Origin of the sequence: Streptomyces sclerotialus (assembly GCF_040907265.1) — a bacterium.
GTDB lineage: Bacteria > Actinomycetota > Actinomycetes > Streptomycetales > Streptomycetaceae > Streptomyces > Streptomyces sclerotialus.
The window spans coordinates 8230691-8248130 of record NZ_JBFOHP010000002.1 but is presented as its reverse complement, the minus strand read 5'-3'; the positions used below and the strand labels follow the sequence as shown (position 1 = coordinate 8248130).

Here is a 17440-nt window from a genome sequence, read left to right as displayed (position 1 = left end):
AGACATCCCAGCGGCAATACCCCGGAGGCGTCGGGCCATGAAGGCGACGAGCCATGAGGCTCCCCCCGCAGCGCCCCCCCCTGTCCAGACCCCGCAGCGCCAACCCTGTCCAGGCCATCGGTCGCCTCGCGTCCGACCTGCTCAGGGCCGAGGCCCCGGACAACTCGGTTGACCGTCGAATTAACTGCAACTAGCTTGGTGACAGTTAGTCCGCGGCGACAGGAGCCGGAGATGGCGGGGCTCAGCAGCAGGAGCACGGTCGCGATTCACGCGCTTGCGATGCTGGCGCACCGGCGTGGAGGCTCGCTGACTTCAGCGGAGATCGCGGACAGTCTCGAAAGCAATCCCGTTCTCGTGCGGCGCATCCTCGGCCGCTTGCGAGACGCTCACCTGGTGCGGTCCGCCGAGGGGCGGGGCGGTGGCTGGTCCCTTGCCCGCAACCCGCGGGACATCACGCTTTATGACGCGTACGCCGCCGTGGAAGGGGCGCGGATCTTCTCGAGGCACCCCCATCCACCCAGTGGGGCATGCGTGATCGGCCGCAACATCGGCGATCTGCTCGACGTCGAGTTCCAGAACGCGGAGCGGGCTCTGGAGGAACAGCTCGGCCGGACGACGATCGCCGCCCTGCTGCAGCAGATACTGGCCTTCGACAACGAAGTGAGGGACCACTCCACAACGAAGCGAAGGACCACTCGACAACGAAGCGAGGGACCGCTGATTCAGCCGTGACGCATACACGCCCCGCGTCATGACGCACCCCTGACTGTAACTAGTGCAGTTGCAGTTCGTTCCGGGGTGTGGGACTTCAGGGCCTCCGGCTCCCGATGTCAGCGGCCGCACGATCCCTCTGCATGCACCCGGACTCGACCACCTACTCACAACGTGCCAGGAGTGAGAGCGATGCAAGCGATGCAGCAGAAAGCCGAAGCGATCGCGAGCGCCGAGGCTCGCAGTCCTGCGACCTACGACCTCGTGATCCGTCGCGCACGTGTCTTCGACGGCCGCCAGGCGCTCACCGGTCTGTACGACGTCGCCATCGACGGCGCAGAGATCGCTTCCGTCTCGGCCGAGCCGCTCAGAGGCAGACAGGAGGTGGATGCGGCCGGAGGATGGGTCATCCCGGGACTGATCGACACTCATGTCCACTTCTACGACGTGCGCGCGGTCTCCGATCCCGATTCGATGCGGACCTTCGAGGAGAACGAGCTTCCCGGAAGGCTCGGGCTGTTCCTCGACCACGGGGTCACCACCATCAAGTCGGTGGGCGATCCCACGGACGGAATCCTGGACACCCGGGCCAGAATCGCCGCAGGCACGCTGCGGGGCCCGCGGCTGTTGGCGACCGGTTGCGGTATCACCGGACGCGACGGGCATCCCGCCGCCACTGTCTTCAACGGCAACCCCTGGGCGCGCGAGCGCTTCACGGGAGAGGTCGACAGCGTGCAGGAGATCCGCGACCTGGTGCACCGTCTCGCTGACCGCAAGGTGGACGCGATCAAACTCCTGTCGGAAGGCGCGTGCGCACACTCCGGCGAGCCGAAATACTTCTGGCAGAATCCTGCCTTTACGGATGGTGTCGAGTTGGAACGGCTTCCCCTCGATCTCCTTCGGGCGGGTATCGAGACCGGGCACGAGCGGGGCCTTCGGGTCACCGTCCACACCACCCAGCAAGCCGCGGCACGCGAGGCGGTCGAGGCCGGGGCGGACGGCCTGGAGCACGGTGTCACCGTCGAACCCCTCACCGATCGCTCGCTCATCGACCTGATGCTCGAACACGGCATCACCTACACACCCACGCTCTGGATCGACGACGCCCACCCGGACGCCCGTGGCAATCTCCAGAAGGTCGCTGAGGCCGGCGTGCACATCGCGCTGGGCAGCGACACCTTCAGCGGCCGGGGCCTGTTCGGAGCCAACACTCTGGAAGAAGCCGAACTCATGGTGGCGGCCGGGATGACGCCCACCCAGGTGCTGGCCGCAGGCACCAGCGGCGCGGCGCGCCAGTGTGTCCGCCCCGACCTCGGCACGGTGGCCCCCGGCAAGCGCGCCGACCTGCTCGTGCTGAATGCCGATCCCACTGCGGACATCGGCAACCTTCGCGCCCTCCGCATGGTGATCCAGAACGGCGAGCTAGCCGTCGACAGGCGCCAGGCAGCGTCGTCCGGAATCACCGGGCGGGCCGAGAAAGGCGCCGCCCCGATATGAAGCCCGGCCAGGCGGGTGGTGGCGGTCTTCTCCTGGCGGCGGCGATGCCTCACCACTGTTTCAGCGGCTACCGCGTGGCGCCAGTTCTCGTTTCGGATGTCTCAGATCAGGCCCCGGTTCTCCTCTCAACGGCCCACCGCCTCACAGCGGATGACGGTCCCATGCGCTGACGTCATTTCTCGTGAACATTCGCAGGGCCGTCGGCCTCCAGCTGCTGCCCCAAGTGCCGGACACACGCTGCTGCGGAAAGTGAACGAAGCCGGCCGCCGGGAGCGATCGGCGGCGGCCCTCGGTTCCAAGGTGCTGTCCTGGCCGAATGACGGCCGGTGGGTGCGGTCAGGCGTCGCCGGTGTCGGTCGGTGTCGTCTCACCGAGCATGGCCAGGGTCAGCACGTTGCCGGAGATGCCCCAGCCGCCGTCGGCGACCTCTTCGACCAGCACCATGGTGTTGTTGCGGGCGCGCTCGCCGTAGATCTCGACGTACAGCTCGGTGGTGCGGGTGACGATCTCCTCCTTCTGCTCCGGGGTGAGGGTCTTCTCGGGGACCTTGAAGTTCGCGAAAGGCATGGCTGGTTGTTCCTTCTCTCAGTGGGGCGCTACAGGGAGCTGCCTGCGGTGAGCAGGCTGTCCAGTCCGATGCGGCGGAGGCAGTCGGCGCGGAGCCAGTCGGCGCGGAGGCGGTCGGCGACCCCGGAGACGACTTCGCTGCCGTCTCGGCCGGGGTCTGAGTGGGTGAGCAGCGGCCGAGTGCCTTACGCCATCGCGACCAGCCGCGCCTCGGCTTCAGCGACCTCGGTCACATCGGCGTCCGAAGGGATGAGCGCGGCCAGGCACTTGCCCGGATCGCCCCTCAGAGGTCGGTGACGCTGGTCGTGGACTTCCGCACGGTCGATGTCGGCGGGGCGTCTGCGTCGGCGAAGTGGTTGGTGTCGGTGGTGAACGCACCGAGCACCACGATCGTGGTCGATGCCGAACGGGAGCACCTCGGCGGCGTAGCTGACGACCAGGGCGTCCATCACGGCCTTGCCGGCGAAGTACGGGGCCAGGAACGGGGGCAGCCGCCGCGGGTGCTGGAGCTGCCGATCCACACCAGCAGCCCCGAGCCCTGCTCACACGACGACTTCGGCAGGGCAGCGCGCTTGGCGCGCGGGGCACCCAGGACGGGACGTTCACGTCGTACAGGTCCGCGAACTGCTCGGCAGTGAACGCCGCCTCGGCGGCGCCCAGGACCACGTGTCCGGCGTTGTGCTCGACCACGTCCAGCCGGTCGCGCTCGGCGACGATCCGGTCGACCGCGGCGTCGGCGGAGTCCTGGCAGGTGACGTCCAGCTCCACGGTATGCGCCTCGACCTGGTGGTCGGTGCCGTAGTGCGCCAGGCCGGCCACCGCGGTCACGTCACGGGTCGTGGTCCGGCGGATGCCCGCGTACACGGTGTGACCGGCGGGGGCCCGGACACGCACGGACAACGCCGCGATTCCGCTGGCGGCCTTGGTGACCAGGACGACCTTTCCGGCGTCGTCGTTCCTCATGACGGGGCCTCTCGTTGATCGATGGGGTGGCTGTGGGCGGTTCAGTACCGACTCCTGTCGTGAATGCGATCAGGCCGCGGTCTCGCCGTCGCCCTGCTGCGTCCTCAACGATCGGCCGGTCCCCCACCCCTAGCCAGGGCTGCGTTCACCCAGGGGATGCCACCCCCTGGCTACGGCCTGGCGCACGCGCGACCATGAAGGGGTGAACCTTCCAGAACTCGGCGCCTTCCTCAGGACACGCCGCGACCGCATCCGCCCCGCGGAAGTCGGTCTCCCCCAAGGCCCGCGCCGGCGCGTCCCCGGACTGCGCCGCGAAGAAGTCGCCCAGCTGGCAGGGCTGTCAGCCGACTACTACACCGAGCTGGAACGCGGCAGCGCACAGCACGGCGTGCAGCCCTCGGCCCAGACCCTGGCCGCCCTCGCCCGAGCCCTGCGCCTGACCGGCGACGAGCGCGACCATCTGTTTCACCTGGCCGAACGGCCGATCCCCCCGTCGGCACACGGACCGTCGGCACACGTGCAGCCCGCGCTTCTCGGACTCCTGGACCGGCTGTCCAACACCCCCGCGCGCGTCATCACCGACCTGCACGAAACCCTGGTGGAAAACGACCTGGCCCGGAACCTGCTCGGCACGTCCCCGGCACACCGCGGCCCGGCGGCGAGCTTCGTGTACCGCTGGTTCACCGACCCGCGAGCACGTGAGAGGTACCCGCCCGAGGACCACCCGCACCACTCCCGGGTGTTCGTGGCCGACCTCCAGGCAGCGGCCGCCCGGCGCGGCCGGGACGCGGAGGTCACGAAGATGATCGCTGTGCTACGCCGCCGCAGCCAGGAATTCGCAGCCCTCTGGGACACCCACGACGTCGCGGTGCGCCGCATGGACCACAAGAAGATCGTCCACCCCACGCTCGGCATCATCGAACTCGACTGCTACAACCTGCTCAGCGAGGACGGACGCCAACGCCTGCTGTGGTTCACCGCACCGCCCGGAAGCCCGGGAGCCGAGCAACTGGAACTGCTGTCCGTCATAGGAACCCAGGACCTGAGCGTCACCGAGGGCACGGCACCGGAGAGGCTGCCCGCGGCGGAATCCGGATCGCAGCGCTGACCCGCGCCGCCGAGGGCGGGCTGTCTTCCCGGCAAGGCGAGTGAGGTCGTCGATCGGGATCATGGGGTTGAGCTCAGGGGCGGTCGTCGTGACTGAAGCTGCCGCCCTCGCCGAGAACGCCAGTCTCCTTCCATCTGCAGTTTCTGCTCTCGCGGCGGCCTCTCAGCGGACCTGATCCAACTGCCTGAGTTCACCATCGATCCTGCGGGGCATCACGCCGGAGATCAGATTTTCCAGGGCATGCGGCATTGGTCCGAAGCTGGCGACCCAGGCCTCGACAAGGTAAATCTCACTGCCCTCATCGATACCGAGAAAGCATCGGCCGTGATCGAGCTCGCCGAGCGGGAAGAGACGTCTTCCCAAGGCGTCGCTCCACTCGGAGAACCGGTCGTCCTCTCCCCGAGCCAACTCCGGGTCCAGTACGAATGGCTCCCGGGCGCAGTTGATGCCCGGACCGCCGATGCTCACGGTCAGCCCCCCGAACTCCTGGAGAAACCTCTCCGCGGCGTCGTGCATGACGATACCGACCCCTTCGAACAGGGATCGCCAGTCGGCCGTGTCGACCCGCCTGCCCGCCATCCATCCCGAAGCCTCCAAGTCCTTACGCACCGCCGGCGGCCATTCGCTCATGACAGGCCCAGCTCTTCCACCTTGACCCACCAGGCGATCATCCCAGCTGGCAGCCCAGGAGAGAAGCGTGTGACCGCGGACCAGGTCCGGTACTCAAGGACCAAGCCAAGCCGCAGGGCAACACAGGGAGACCGGCTTATGCTCCTGGGATGCAGCTGCGGACCACGGCGGAGATCGACGGTGTTCTGACGGCGGCGTTCCCTCCTCGCTGGCCGATGAGGTGCGGGACGTCCTGGCGGTGATGCCGAGAAGTCGGTACCCGCACATACGGCCGTTCCGGGTCGAGGTGTCCGGGGAGACGGTCACCATCCCGTACCGGATCTACCACGACGAGCCGGTCTCCGGTGCGCAACGCTCGCTCACGGCGACCCAGCGGCTGATCCTGCACTGCCTGTACTCGCGCGACGGGGACGGGCGGGTCCGCCAGCGTCACCTGGAGCAGATCCTCGGCTCCAGCGAACCGTGGGCCGCCCCGTTCGTGGTGCAACTGGTCGGCGAGTACGTCCTGGAGATCCTGGAGGCGATCCGGTACGGCCTGCCCGACCTCGCCACTCCATGGTCTGCTTCGTGGAAGCTGTACGGGGATTTCCTCGCGCGCAACCCGGCCTTCTTCCGGCGGACCGAGCGTCGGGTGGTGAGCTACTGGTCCTGCCATCACCGACGTCAGTACCCGGTGTTCGGCGCGTACCCAGGCTGCCTGCTGCTGGAGGCGCTGCATGCCGCCGCTGCCGATCGCAGCGCCAGGCCGTGGCCCCGTCACGCGCCGCACCCGCTCACCGGACCGGGCCGGAGTTCGCCCTGTTCGCTTCAGAGCCAGTTCGACGTACTTGCGGACGTTCTGGGCGTTCTGGGGGTACGCGCGGTACTGCTCGGCGCTGGCGCGGTGCTCCTCGGCCAGGGACGGTTCGGCGGTCAACAACTCCTCGTACACCCCGGCCAGAGCGTCCTGGAGATCGGCGGCGGCGGTGTGGTTGGCGGCCAGCCGGAGCCAGCCGGAGTGGCCGGACGGGCCCTTGAGGGCCTCGTACTGCTCGTCAGCGCACCGGTCGTCGTCCCTCAGCTTCTCCCGGAGGACGTGCAACTCGCGGCCGCGGGTGCGCTGGTGCTCCTCGTAGGCGGTGGAGCCGGGGTGGCGGGCGGCGTCCAGACCGGCGGAGACCGCGTCGGGGGTGTCGAGGCTGAGCTTGGCGTACTGCCGGCCCATGCGTGTGCGGGGGTGGAGGAAGGCGGTGCCGTCGCAGACCTTCAGCTGCGGGAGCGTTCCGCGAGCTGTGCTGTCAGGACGAGGCTGACGGATTCGAGGGTCCGGGCGCGGCACCGCACCTCGGCGTAGACGACGGTCGCGGATTTCGCCGCGTCGTACGCGGTGGCTTTCAGGCCGTTCGCGCGCAGTCGTTCCCAGTGGGGGCTGCCGCAGTCGCGTCCCCGCTCCGAAAGTTTTCGAACTTCCTGTGCATGCTTGCATTATGCTCCTCCCTCATCTCATTCCACTCCTCGCAACGGTTAGCGTGAGGAGAGGCTTGACCAGCGAATACATACTCGCCAAGACCTCTTCTGGCTATAAAAGAGTTTCCGAAAGAATGTCGAAAGTGTTGACAGGCTCATGGCGCTTTACGAAAACTGTGGCCACCGAGCGACAGGAGGCCGTCGTTCCCTTCGCGTCATGTGACCGGGGATGGCGGTCGGTCGTTGCGGCACGACGACGGGTGACCCCCGCCGTGTTCCATGCAAGGCCGCGGGCAGCAGAAGCCGCCCCGCCCCACCAGCCTTCATCGGGAGGACGCATGCAGCAGGACAGCACGCAGCAGGACCAGATCCAGCAGAACCCCGCTCCCTTCAGCGGCTTGAGCCGACGAGGCTTCCTCGGCGGCGCCGGCGCCGTCGCGCTCGCCACCGCGTCCGGACTGCTGCTGCCCGGCACCGCCCACGCCGCCACCACCATCACCACCAACCAGACCGGCTACGACGGCATGTACTACTCGTTCTGGACCGACGGCGGCGGCTCCGTCTCCATGACGCTCAACGGCGGCGGCAGTTACAGCACCCGGTGGACCAACTGCGGCAACTTCGTCGCCGGCAAGGGCTGGAACACCGGCGGGCGCAGGACGGTCCGCTACACCGGCTACTTCAACCCGTCGGGCAACGGCTACGGCTGCCTCTACGGCTGGACGTCGAACCCGCTGGTGGAGTACTACATCGTCGACAACTGGGGCAGCTACCGACCCACCGGCGAGTACAGAGGCACTGTCTACAGCGACGGCGGCACGTACGACATCTACAAGACGACGCGGTACAACGCCCCCTCCGTCGAGGGCACCCGCACCTTCGACCAGTACTGGAGCGTCCGGCAGTCGAAGGTGACCAGCGGCTCCGGCACCATCACCACCGGCAACCACTTCGACGCCTGGGCGCGCGCGGGCATGAACATGGGCCAGTTCAAGTACTACATGATCATGGCCACCGAGGGTTACCAGAGCAGCGGAAGCTCCAACATCACGGTCAGCGGCTGACCTCTGTCCGGCGAACAACCGGCTGCGGGCCCGTCCTCGTGGCGGGTCCCGCAACCGTGGCGAACTCGCCACCGCGGGATGGGGTCGACCGGTTCGGCAACCAGCACCTCCACACAGCGATCGGCGACATCCCACCCCACGAGCACACGCCTTGTCCGCGATGTGGGTGCGGCTCTTCTGCAGTGATGATCGTGTAGTGAGGGCGGGCCTCTTCTATGGTGTGCACCGCGTGTTCAGTGATCCGGCTCGGAGGTGCCATGTCTCTGCAGATGAAGTTGTGTGCGATAACACTTGATTGCCCTGACCCGCTGGTTTTGGCCGCGTTCTATCAGCAGGCCACCGGGCTTGAGCCTCATCCGAAGTCCGACGCCGAGTTCGCCGGCTTGAATCGTGCGGACGGACTGTTTCTCGGCTTTCAGCGGGTCGACAACTTCCGAGCTCCTTGCTGGCCCGGTCAGACCGCTCCGCAGCAGATGCATATCGACTTCGAGGTCGAGGACCTGGACGGGGCCGAGTCCCGGCTGCTCGAGCTGGGCGCGAGCAAGCCGGATCATCAACCGGACGAGGGCAGGTTCCGTGTTCTCCTCGATCCGGCCGGTCATCCTTTCTGCCTGGTCAGACGCTGATGGATGCCGGCTTCGACACGTGCGTCGGCAGCAACGGCACCGCTGTGAAGCCTCCGGGCTCAGGCGGACAGGGGGTAACTGTCCTGGTCGGCGGAGCCGTGGTTGCGGTGGTGTTCGCGCGCGAGGTGACGGCGCCAGTACTGGGACTACCACCTCACCACCCGCAAGCATCACCGTGTCCACGAAGCCGCTGACCGGGGCCAGTACGCCTTCCTTGATCGTTCCAGTCGCTGAGAACGAGCCACACCCCGTGAGGAGTACGCCGACACATCCGGAACCGGGCCAGTCGGGACTCCTGATCTGCGCGCGGCTCGGCCTGCCTTACCGAGCGGGTCCGGCCCGGACGCTCCCGGAGATTCCGGGACCTTCTCTTCCGCCTCCGCCTCCGCCTCCGCCTCGCCCGTCCGGAGGTGACCGTTGCCTGGGCCGACTACACCTACGGTGGTGAACTCATCCCCTGGACGAAGTCCTTCCTCGGCATCGCGCTGCACACCGTCCCTCGCCGCGAGGACCAGGACGGCTTCGCCGTCCTGGCAAAGCGGTGGCGCGTCGAGCGCGCGATTTCGTGGATCATTTTGCGGGCCCGCCGACACGTGAGGGACCACGAACGGCTGATCTCCCACAGCGAGGCTCACCTCATCTGGACCATGATCACCCTCCTGGTCCGCCGTCATATCCGGCCGCCCCGGCCCCCCGCGCATCACCTCCCGACCTGCCGAGCGCACGACGGTAACCGTCAAGCCATCCCCGTTCGCCTTCGGACACGTCCGCAGTCGCACACGGTCCGCCTCGTCTCCGTCGCCCTGCCCTGACCCTGGTGCGGACGCCGCCGATTACTGCGACGGCGCCCGTGCTTCTGTCCGGTCACTCGTCTGATGTCACCACGGCCTACGGCGACGCCGCTCGCTGAGCAGTACTACGCAGGACGCCGTGGTCAGCAGCCCGCCGGCAAGGAAGGCGGCCCGTACGCCGACCAGTGCCAGGAGCAGTCCCCCGAGCGCGGCGCCGGCTGCGATACCGGCGTTGTAGGAAGCGGAGTTCGCCGCGAGAGCGATATCCGTACGGCCTGGCGCACAGTGCAGCATCTCGTTCTGGGTGGCCATGAACACCGGTCCGAGTGCGCCGCCCATCAGCACCAGGGACACCACCGCCGCCACCGGGTCGGCACCGACCATGTACAGGCCGAGCAGTCCCCCGGCCTGCGTGGCCACGGCCGCGACCAGGGCCGCGTGCGGAAAGCGGTCGAGCAGCGCCCCGGTGAGGGACACCCCGGCCAGACAGGTGACGCCGAAAGCCACGAGCAGGGCGTTGACCGTATTCGGGGAGAACCCACTCACGTCGCCCAGGAACTTCACGAGGTAGGTGAATCCCGCGAATGCCCCGGTGGCGGACAGGGCGCCGGCCACGAGCACGGTAGCGAACCGGCGGGCGTCGGGAGCGGTCCCGAAGGCGGCGCGCGACTTCTCCGGGCGTGTGGTCGGCAGGAGAGCGGCGATGATCACGAGCGAGACGGACCCCAGGCCCGCCGGCGTGGCGATCGGTACCGGCCAGGCGCTCTGCCGCCCCAGCCAGGCCCCGGCGGGCACACCGAGCACGAGGGCGAGCGATCCGGCGACGGACAGTGCCCCCACCACACGCCCCCGGACCTGGGGTGCGAACAGCCCTACCGCCACCGGGCCCATCACGGCCCAGAACAGGGCCTGCGCCAGCGCGGTCAGCAGCCGCGCCCCAAGAAGCAGCGGATAAGAGGGGGACAGCGCCGCGATCAGACTGGACACGACCAGCCCGGCCAACAGGCCGGTGAGGACATGACGCCGGGGCAACGACTGCGTGGCCCGAGCAAGCGGCAGAGACGCCACGGCCACCGTCACGCCGTAACCGGTGACCAGGAGACCGACCGCGGACGCGGACACCGCCATGTCCTCGGAGATGAGCTCCAGAAGGCCGACCGGCAGGTTCTCCGCGGTGTTGAAGGTGAAGGCGGCCAGCATCAGGGCCAGGAGCACCGCCCATCGGTGCCATGGAGCCGACGGTCCAGTGCTCCTGCGGTCCTGACCCGCCCCCACCCGTTGCCCTCGCCGCTTGGCACCGCTCATGGAGGTACCTCATCGGGATCGCCGGTTTCGCCGCAACCGGATTGATCCCGGGTTCAGACTCGCTCATGTGGCCGTGGTTGGTGTGATCATGGCGTCGGAGCCGTCTTGGACAGCCCCGTTCACCGGGCTGAGTCGGACTCGGCCCAGGCCCGGCAGTCGTTACGGTTGCCCGGCAGTGGCCGGTCGACCACGACCACCGGTCGGCTGTCGGCAGCGACGACTACCTGATGGTTCGTCAAATGCCGATCGGCGCGAAGGACGCCGTCGGCGAGACCGTGACGATCGCCGACGGCGGCTACCGCGGAACGGGGCTGGTCATCCCTCACCGCCGTCGCACGGGCGCGGAACTCCCCGGCTGGAGGCAGGCGCACAACAAGAGCCATTGACACGTCCGGGTCCGCGTCGAGCACGTCTTCGCCCGCATGAAGGCCTGGAAGACCTTGCGCGATCGCAGGCTCCGCGGTGACGGCGGTCCAGCACGCGATGCGCGGCATTGCCCGCCTGCACAACCTCAATCTCGCCGGATGAGCGAATCGGCCGCCGCGCGGTCGCTGCCATGAGCTGCCGGTGAACGAGTCGGTCCACACCGGTCCCAAGGTCACTTCACCTGCCTCCGGGCCTGCTTCACCTCGCGGTCAATGGCCCAGGCGTCGGCGACCGGCCCGAGGTGGCCGAGCTTGTCTGGATTGATCACTGAGCGAATGGTCCGGATCCGTCCGTCGAGCACCTCGAGGGCCAGGACGTGGAGCACCTTGCCGTCCCGGTCGCGGAAGACCGCGCCGGGCTGCCCGTTGATTTCGTGCGGCTCGAACGTCACGTCGATCCGGGCGAGCAGGGGGAAGACGGAGGCGAGCAGCCGGGCCACGTTCTCGGTGCCGCTGACGGCCTTGGCGAGCTGCGGGGCCTTGCCGCCGCCGTCCCCAACCAGCTGGACGTCGGCGGCCAGCAGCTTCCGCAGCCCGCCCACGTCACCATCTTTCAGTGCCTCGAAGAACCGCGCCGCCAGCTCCTGCCGCTCCTGACGGTCCGCCTCGAACCGTGGCCGCCCGGCCTGCATGTGCCGCCGTGCCCGTACCAGCAACTGCCGGCACGCCGCCTCCGAGCGCCCCACCGCCGCGGCCACCTCGTTGAACCCGAAACCGAACACCTCACGCAGCACGAACACCGACCGCTCCAGCGGGCTGAGCCGCTCCAGGAGCAGCAGCGCCGCCATCGACACCGAGTCGGCCAGCTCCGCCGAACGCACCGGATCCTGATACGGATCGCTGAGCAGCGGCTCGGGGAACCACGGGCCCACGTACTCCTCCCGCCTCACCCGCGCGGAGCGCAGCACGTCGATCGAGATCCGCGTCACCGTGGCCGACAGAAACGCCTTGGCCGACGCGACCTGGGTCGCCGAGCCGTCGAAGCGCAGCCACGTCTCCTGCACCGCGTCCTCGGCCTCCCCCACGCTGCCCAGAATCCGGTAGGCGATCGAGAACAGCAGCGGCCGCAGCTCCTCGAACTCCTCGACCTTGTTCACGACGAAACCCCTCCCCTGTGCCTTCCGGCCCAGCGCCACTCCCCGGCGCAGACATCCTCTGTGATCATCCGGACCACCGGTGGTCACGCCAACGCCACCGGGCCCAGGCTGCGGACCCGGGCTGCGGACCCGGGCCCGGAGTCCGCAGCCGGACCCCGAGCCAGTCGCTGATGCCGTTCAGTGGAACTGTCCGGGCTGATAGTTGCCGGCCGGCTGCTGGGTGATGATGTTCAGCCGGTTCACCGCATTCATGAAGGAGACCAGGACCACCAGGGCGGTGAGCTGTTCCTCGTCGTAGTGCTCGGCGGCGTACGACCACACCTCATCGCTGACGCCCCTGGCCGCATCCGCGACCCGGGTCCCTTCCTCCGCCAGTTCCAGCGCGGCACGCTCGGCCTCGGTGAAGACCGTGGCCTCCCGCCACGCCGCGACCAGGTTCAGCCGCACCGTGGTCTCGCCGGCAGCGGCGGCCTCCTTGGTGTGCATGTCCATGCAGACGGCGCAGCCGTTGATCTGACTCACGCGCAGTGCCACCAGCTCCTGCGTCGCGGCCGGCAGCGGCGAGTCCTTGAGCGCCTTGCCCGCCGACATGAAGTACTTCAGGGCCTTGCCGGCGGTCGGGTCGGCGAAGTAGTCCAGCCTCGCGTCCATGGTGTGCTCCTCTGTGGTCGTCAATGGCTACACCCCTGAGACGAGGTGGCCCGACGTCCTGTGACACGGACGGATGTGACCCGCGTCTCCCCGCCGTCGACGCCCGTCGGATGGCGAAGGACTCGCCGTCCACGGAGCTTCCATGGCTCGACCACGGCCGACGCACCGACGCACCAACGCACCGACTCACCGACTCACCGACATTCGAACGGTGCAGTTGAGCCCTCGGGCAGTGGCTGGGGCGAGGACATCGGGATGGCTGACGGGGCATCACTTGGAACGCTCAGTCACACCATCGATCTCCGCGGATACGCGAGCGAGCCCGGACCACATCGGTCCGGGCTCGCCGGCTGCTCGGGGCGCGGCTCCTACAGGTCGAACTCCAGGTGCTCGATGTCCGTGAACCGGACTTCTTCCAGGCTGCCGGCGCGGCGGCCGCTGTCCTGGAAGTACACCTCTTTGAGCGCTTCGGCCGCGATCTCCTTGAGCTGCTGCTCGCCGGCGCCGGCCTCCTGTGCGTCGAAGAGGCGGGCGGCGTACTGCGGCGGTAGGGCGACGGTCAGGTGGCGGATGCGGTCCTGGTCGGTGGTGCCGATGGGTGCGGTGTAGCCGAGGCGGGCGCGGGTGTCGATGACGATGCCGCCGGTGGTTGCCGCCTTTTGCCGGGCCTTGGCCCGGATCTGGGGCTGCCACCGCTTCTTCACCTCGCGCTCCAGGCGCGCGGCGAGGTCCGGGCGGGGCTTTTTGATCTGGTCCTTCACATACCGCTCCACGGTGCGCTGGGAGATCCGCAGCATCTGGGCGACCGCGCGGGTGCCCTTGAGCTGCTTGACCAGGTACCGCATCTGGGCGCCGGCCGACTTCGGCGCCGGGCGGGTGAACGCCTTCTGCACCGCCTGGTCCAGGCCGTCCCCGAATTCCTTGGCCATCGCCTACCTACTCCCCGTTGTCGACATTGGTGACGGTGCCGTCCTTGATGTACCGGGCGAGGTTGAGCTCGGGGGCGTTGAACTGCTCCCGTACGCCCTCGCCCCACAGCGTGGTCTGCGTGCCCTCGTGCTTGACCAGGCCGGGGTTCACGCCGAGCTTGAAGCCGCCGGGCAGCGGCTTGCCCTCGCGGTAGGGCAGGAAGTCCAGCGGCGATTCGCCGTTGACCGCGTACACGACGCAGTCGGAGAGGACCGCGACCGGGTACTGGCCGGTGAACGCCGCGTGCTTGACGATCTTGCGGTGGAGGTTGATCCGGGTACGGGAGATGACCGCCGCGCGGATGTCAGGGCGCCAGGTGGGCCGGGACAGCGCCCGCCACGGCTCACCCGGCCGCCAGCCCTCCCCGCGCGGGCGCTCGCGCAGCTTGCCCAGGCCGCCCTTGACCGTCGCCTTGATCGCGGACACCACGATCGCCAGCTCCGGGTCGCGGCCGCGGTAGCCCTCCATCGCCGCCAGGAAGTCCTCCGGCGACAGGTTCGCGTCGACGCCGAGGTCGGCCATCGTGGCGAGGTAGGCGTCGCGCAGCCGGGTGTACCAGCCGTCCAGGTAGCGGCCGTTCTCGTACCGGACGTACGCCTCCAGCGGGCGCACCTCATAACCCAGCTCCACCGCATAGGCGACGGTCGGGGTCGCGTACCAGGCCGGGCCCTCGGGGCGCTCGCCCTTCGGCGTGAACGGGCTGGGCAGCAGCGCGCTGTCCAGCTCTGCCCACTTGTCCTTGGCGACCTTCACGCGGGAGAGGTCGACGTGGGAGAGGTCGACCAGCCAGGAGCCGGGCAGCTTCGCATCGAAGACCGGGTTCGTGACGTGCGTGGGCGCGCCGAGGCCGACGGGCAGTCCGTTGGCGCCGGCGGCGAAGGCGAGGTTCACGTCGATGCCGACCAGGTTGCGGTGCAGGCATTCGTCGTCGGTCATCGGGCGCGCCCAGTCGTACGCCTCCTCGAAGAGCTTCTCGTCGGGGCCGCGGACGTGGAAGCGCGGCAGGGCCGCCAGGAGCGGGTGTCCGTCGGGGGCCTCGCACGGTGCGCAGTCCACCGGGTCCTTCCCCAGCGAGCCGGGGTTGTGCTCGGAGTGGCGGCGGCCGTCGGCATCCGGCTCGGAGGCGCGGGTCGGCGGGTGCAGCGCGGTCATCAGCTCCAGGCCGGTGACGGCGGTGGAGCCGCGCGGCGTCATCACCCGGGAGGCGTACGTCCCCAGGACGCGGGCGAGGTCGGCCGGCGGCAGCTGCCCGGCCTCGCCCCAGTGCCGGGAGTCCAGCGCGTGCCAGGAGGGAATGCACAGCTGCACACAGGCCCGCTCCGAGCCCTTGGCCGGGCGGTAGATCCGTGCCCACGGCCCGAACCCGCGCTTGGTCAGCTGCCACTCGGCGCGGGCCAGCTGCTTGATGACCTTGTGGCCTTCCGGGATCCGCCCAGCGAGCCGCTCCTCTTCGCTGAGGGCGGCCGGCAGGCCGTAGCGCTCCAGGGCGGACTCGGTGAGGACCAGCAGCGGATCGGCGTCCTTGCCCGGGCCGGACAGCTTGGGCTGCCCCAGCTTCGCCTCCTTGAGCGTCCAGTCGATCAGTGCCGGGAGGGATTTGGCGGGCACGTCCAGGACCAGGCCGCCGACGCAGTACGCCAGTACCTTCCCGTCCTCGACGTCGACGACCGCCAACGGCCCGTTCTCGAAGCGCGGGTCGGTGCTCGCCGGGGTGCTGACGGTGCTGGCCGGGGCCGCTTTCCGCGTCCCTGGGCGGCGGGAGGCCGACGTGCTCCTGGCGGTGCGCGCCGGACGCGCTGCGGCCTGCGGAGCAGCGGCAACGGGAGCGGGGGTGGAAGTGGAAGTGGGGGCGGAAGTGGGGGTGGGGGCGCTCTGGGCGGCCTCCTGTGCAGACTCGGCCGCGACCTCGGGGGCCGTGCCGGTGAACGACTCCGGTACCGCGGCCGCAGCGGCCGGCTCCTCCGTCGGGCCGGGGGCGGGGTAGAGCTCCGCGAGCTGCCTGAGCAGTCGCGCGTACGCCTCACGTTCCGGACCGCGCGGCTCGGTCGGCTTCTTGGCCGACTCCCAGCCGGACACCGTGGCCCGGCGCACATTCAGCGCACCGGCCACCTCGTCCAGCGTCAGGCCATGCGCCTGGCGCAGCCGCTTGCGCTCCGCCGCCGGCGGCAGCGGAGCGCGGGACGCGACCAGCGCGTCGACCGCGTCGAACAACTCGGACATGGAACACCTCCTGCTCCCACCCTATCTCAAGAAGCGTACCGTTCGCGCACGTTCACCGTACAGAAGGCGTACTAATCGCGTACGCACGAATGGGGAGTGGGCGCGGGAGCACATCACCGCCTTCGGAGGAGATCCGGAGCAGGTCACCGTCTTCGGCGAGTCGGCCGGCGCCGGATCCATCGCCGCCCTCATGGCCATGCCCCGGGCCCGGTCGCTGTTCCATAGGGCCATCGCCCAGAGCGTGCCAGGACCCTTCTTCTCGGTTGCGTTGGCCAAGGACGTCGCCGAGACCCTGGCCGGCGGGATCGGACCGCGTCCGACGGTGGCCGACTTGGCCGGCGTGGATCCGCGCAAGCTGGCCGAGGCCGGGGCCGCACTCGGCCCCGGATGCGTGAGTACGTCCACCGCTGGTCCCGTCGCCTGCACACCGACCGCGTTCTCCCCCGCCGACGACGGTGCGCTCGGCGCCTGCCACGGCCTGGACGTGCCTCTGACCTTCGGTGTTTATGGCGGCATCGGGGAAATGCTGATCGGTCCCACGCCGTCGCCCGAGGCCGGGGCATTGTCCGCCCGCTTCCGGTCCGCCTGGACCGCCTTCGCCACCACGGGAGATCCGGGCTGGCCCGCCTACAACAGCGGCCAGCGCCGCGTCCAACTCTTCGACACCGCGCCGACGGTCGCCACCTATCCGGAGGAGGCGTCGCGTCGGCTGTGGGAGCGACACGTCTTCGCCCCGCTTCCCTTGGTGACTCCGTAGCGGCGCGCGGCGGAACGTTCTGGGCAGAGCCGATATCACCGGAGGAAACGGCTGCGCGACGATGGATGCCCCGTACGGACCGGACGAAGTCGGCGAAGAGAAGCCTCACCAGCTCCAGGCGACTCCCGCAGATCACGCGATCACTCAGTGTGCCGAAACCCGTAGACTCATGAGAAGTGCCTCTGCCCTCGGTACCACCGGACCGTGCGCCCCGGAGTTGCCTGGACCAGCCGATCCAGCGGGACCGATCGCCACGCCAGGCCCTCGACGCATTCACCGTCCCGGCATCGGTAACTCACCAGAGCCCCTGCGTCGTCCATCACGCCCACCCCCAGCAACCCCCTGATGACCGAGGTGCCAGGGCGGTTTCCACGTCGGTGCCGGCCGCGCGCGGAGTCACGCGCTCGACCTGCAGATCTCGGATGAATCGGCAGGTGGACCGCGTCGAGGTGGGCCGGAGCCGTTGCGTGCCGGGGGTGAGCGGGGTGCCTGTGCACCGCCTACGATCCCTTCCTCAGCAACTCCGTCACCCGGGTCCTGCACACCAGCCGTACCCGGCCCGCCCCGAGTTGACGCGCCACCGCTTGTACCGGGCGGGGGCCTCGTCCTGGAG

Annotated in this window: 15 protein-coding genes and 4 pseudogenes; 8 read left to right on the top strand and 11 right to left on the bottom strand. The window is 69.1% G+C overall.

The window, feature by feature from the left end:
* Window positions 1-231: 231 nt before the first annotated feature.
* Both AAC944_RS36370 and AAC944_RS36365 read left to right on the top strand, forming a co-directional pair.
* Window positions 232-672 (top strand): annotated as a pseudogene (locus AAC944_RS36370) (Rrf2 family transcriptional regulator); the annotation flags it as partial.
* 231 nt (window positions 673-903) lie between these two features.
* Window positions 904-2208, top strand: a complete 1305-nt coding sequence (locus AAC944_RS36365) for an amidohydrolase family protein (protein ID WP_368396705.1) — start codon at window positions 904-906, stop codon at window positions 2206-2208.
* A 336-nt stretch (window positions 2209-2544) separates the two neighbouring features.
* Here AAC944_RS36365 and AAC944_RS36360 read toward each other — a convergent pair whose 3' ends face one another.
* The 3 genes and pseudogenes from AAC944_RS36360 to AAC944_RS36350 all read right to left on the bottom strand — a co-directional run.
* On the bottom strand, window positions 2545-2775 hold the full coding sequence (locus AAC944_RS36360) for a tautomerase family protein (protein WP_030622431.1): 231 nt from the start codon (window positions 2773-2775) through the stop codon (window positions 2545-2547).
* A 185-nt stretch (window positions 2776-2960) separates the two neighbouring features.
* A complete protein-coding gene (locus AAC944_RS36355) occupies window positions 2961-3296 on the bottom strand; it encodes a hypothetical protein (RefSeq protein ID WP_368397357.1) in 336 nt (111 codons plus the stop codon).
* A 94-nt stretch (window positions 3297-3390) separates the two neighbouring features.
* Window positions 3391-3738 (bottom strand): annotated as a pseudogene (locus AAC944_RS36350) (SDR family NAD(P)-dependent oxidoreductase); the annotation flags it as partial.
* A gap of 202 nt (window positions 3739-3940) precedes the next feature.
* On the opposite strand from AAC944_RS36350, the gene AAC944_RS36345 reads away from it, so the two are divergent.
* Window positions 3941-4846 (top strand): helix-turn-helix transcriptional regulator, encoded by a 906-nt coding sequence (locus AAC944_RS36345; RefSeq protein ID WP_030622428.1) that lies wholly within the window; start codon window positions 3941-3943, stop codon window positions 4844-4846.
* Between the two features lie 162 nt (window positions 4847-5008).
* Here the strand turns inward: AAC944_RS36345 and AAC944_RS36340 are convergent, their stop codons facing one another.
* Together AAC944_RS36340 and AAC944_RS36335 are read right to left on the bottom strand one after the other, a co-directional pair.
* Window positions 5009-5476: an SUKH-3 domain-containing protein gene (locus AAC944_RS36340; RefSeq protein WP_063760012.1), complete on the bottom strand. Its 468-nt coding sequence runs from the start codon at window positions 5474-5476 to the stop codon at window positions 5009-5011.
* Window positions 5477-5612: 136 nt separating this feature from the next.
* Window positions 5613-6680: a hypothetical protein gene (locus AAC944_RS36335; protein ID WP_196943275.1), complete on the bottom strand. Its 1068-nt coding sequence runs from the start codon at window positions 6678-6680 to the stop codon at window positions 5613-5615.
* Window positions 6681-7260: 580 nt separating this feature from the next.
* Between AAC944_RS36335 and AAC944_RS36330 the strand changes: the two genes are divergently transcribed.
* From AAC944_RS36330 to AAC944_RS36570, 3 genes are all read left to right on the top strand, one after another.
* Window positions 7261-7986 carry a glycoside hydrolase family 11 protein gene (locus tag AAC944_RS36330; protein WP_030622421.1) on the top strand — a complete coding sequence of 242 codons (726 nt, stop codon included), beginning with the start codon at window positions 7261-7263 and terminating at the stop codon, window positions 7984-7986.
* Between the two features lie 257 nt (window positions 7987-8243).
* Window positions 8244-8612 carry a VOC family protein gene (locus AAC944_RS36325; protein WP_030622418.1) on the top strand — a complete coding sequence of 123 codons (369 nt, stop codon included), beginning with the start codon at window positions 8244-8246 and terminating at the stop codon, window positions 8610-8612.
* Window positions 8613-9022: 410 nt separating this feature from the next.
* Complete coding sequence (locus tag AAC944_RS36570; protein WP_051872287.1) at window positions 9023-9424, top strand: transposase; 402 nt, start codon at window positions 9023-9025, stop codon at window positions 9422-9424.
* A gap of 66 nt (window positions 9425-9490) precedes the next feature.
* On the opposite strand, the gene AAC944_RS36315 is transcribed toward AAC944_RS36570, so the two are convergent.
* Both AAC944_RS36315 and AAC944_RS36310 read right to left on the bottom strand, forming a co-directional pair.
* Complete coding sequence (locus AAC944_RS36315; protein WP_196943286.1) at window positions 9491-10603, bottom strand: MFS transporter; 1113 nt, start codon at window positions 10601-10603, stop codon at window positions 9491-9493.
* A gap of 239 nt (window positions 10604-10842) precedes the next feature.
* A pseudogene (locus AAC944_RS36310) lies at window positions 10843-10953 on the bottom strand (IS5/IS1182 family transposase); the annotation flags it as partial.
* Between the two features lie 3 nt (window positions 10954-10956).
* On the opposite strand from AAC944_RS36310, the pseudogene AAC944_RS36305 reads away from it, so the two are divergent.
* A pseudogene (locus AAC944_RS36305) lies at window positions 10957-11236 on the top strand (transposase family protein); the annotation flags it as partial.
* A gap of 70 nt (window positions 11237-11306) precedes the next feature.
* Here AAC944_RS36305 and AAC944_RS36300 read toward each other — a convergent pair.
* From AAC944_RS36300 to tap, 4 genes are all read right to left on the bottom strand, one after another.
* Window positions 11307-12230, bottom strand: coding sequence for an RNA polymerase sigma-70 factor (locus AAC944_RS36300; RefSeq protein WP_030622411.1), 924 nt, complete (start codon window positions 12228-12230; stop codon window positions 11307-11309).
* A gap of 177 nt (window positions 12231-12407) precedes the next feature.
* A complete protein-coding gene (locus tag AAC944_RS36295) occupies window positions 12408-12881 on the bottom strand; it encodes a carboxymuconolactone decarboxylase family protein (protein WP_030622409.1) in 474 nt (157 codons plus the stop codon).
* Window positions 12882-13249: 368 nt separating this feature from the next.
* Complete coding sequence (gene tpg / locus AAC944_RS36290; protein WP_030622407.1) at window positions 13250-13810, bottom strand: telomere-protecting terminal protein Tpg; 561 nt, start codon at window positions 13808-13810, stop codon at window positions 13250-13252.
* A gap of 7 nt (window positions 13811-13817) precedes the next feature.
* Window positions 13818-16070, bottom strand: coding sequence for a telomere-associated protein Tap (gene tap, locus AAC944_RS36285; protein WP_030622406.1), 2253 nt, complete (start codon window positions 16068-16070; stop codon window positions 13818-13820).
* Between tap and AAC944_RS36280 the strand changes: the two genes are divergently transcribed.
* The gene (locus tag AAC944_RS36280; protein ID WP_078888892.1) at window positions 16069-16827 is read left to right on the top strand and encodes a carboxylesterase family protein; all 759 of its coding nucleotides are present in this window, start codon (window positions 16069-16071) and stop codon (window positions 16825-16827) included. The two genes, tap and AAC944_RS36280, sit on opposite strands and share 2 nt — an antisense overlap.
* Window positions 16828-17440: the final 613 nt, after the last annotated feature.

Coding starts and splice junctions, on each gene's coding strand:
- AAC944_RS36365 (WP_368396705.1), top strand. CDS start 904: ATGCAAGCGATGCAGCAGAAAGCCGAAGCGATCGCGAGCGCCGAGGCT.
- AAC944_RS36360 (WP_030622431.1), bottom strand. CDS start 2,775: ATGCCTTTCGCGAACTTCAAGGTCCCCGAGAAGACCCTCACCCCGGAG.
- AAC944_RS36340 (WP_063760012.1), bottom strand. CDS start 5,476: ATGAGCGAATGGCCGCCGGCGGTGCGTAAGGACTTGGAGGCTTCGGGA.
- AAC944_RS36335 (WP_196943275.1), bottom strand. CDS start 6,680: ATGGGCCGGCAGTACGCCAAGCTCAGCCTCGACACCCCCGACGCGGTC.
- AAC944_RS36330 (WP_030622421.1), top strand. CDS start 7,261: ATGCAGCAGGACAGCACGCAGCAGGACCAGATCCAGCAGAACCCCGCT.
- AAC944_RS36325 (WP_030622418.1), top strand. CDS start 8,244: ATGTCTCTGCAGATGAAGTTGTGTGCGATAACACTTGATTGCCCTGAC.
- AAC944_RS36315 (WP_196943286.1), bottom strand. CDS start 10,603: ATGCTGGCCGCCTTCACCTTCAACACCGCGGAGAACCTGCCGGTCGGC.
- AAC944_RS36295 (WP_030622409.1), bottom strand. CDS start 12,881: ATGGACGCGAGGCTGGACTACTTCGCCGACCCGACCGCCGGCAAGGCC.
- tpg (WP_030622407.1), bottom strand. CDS start 13,810: ATGGCCAAGGAATTCGGGGACGGCCTGGACCAGGCGGTGCAGAAGGCG.
- AAC944_RS36280 (WP_078888892.1), top strand. CDS start 16,069: ATGGAACACCTCCTGCTCCCACCCTATCTCAAGAAGCGTACCGTTCGC.
- tap (WP_030622406.1), bottom strand. CDS start 16,070: ATGTCCGAGTTGTTCGACGCGGTCGACGCGCTGGTCGCGTCCCGCGCT.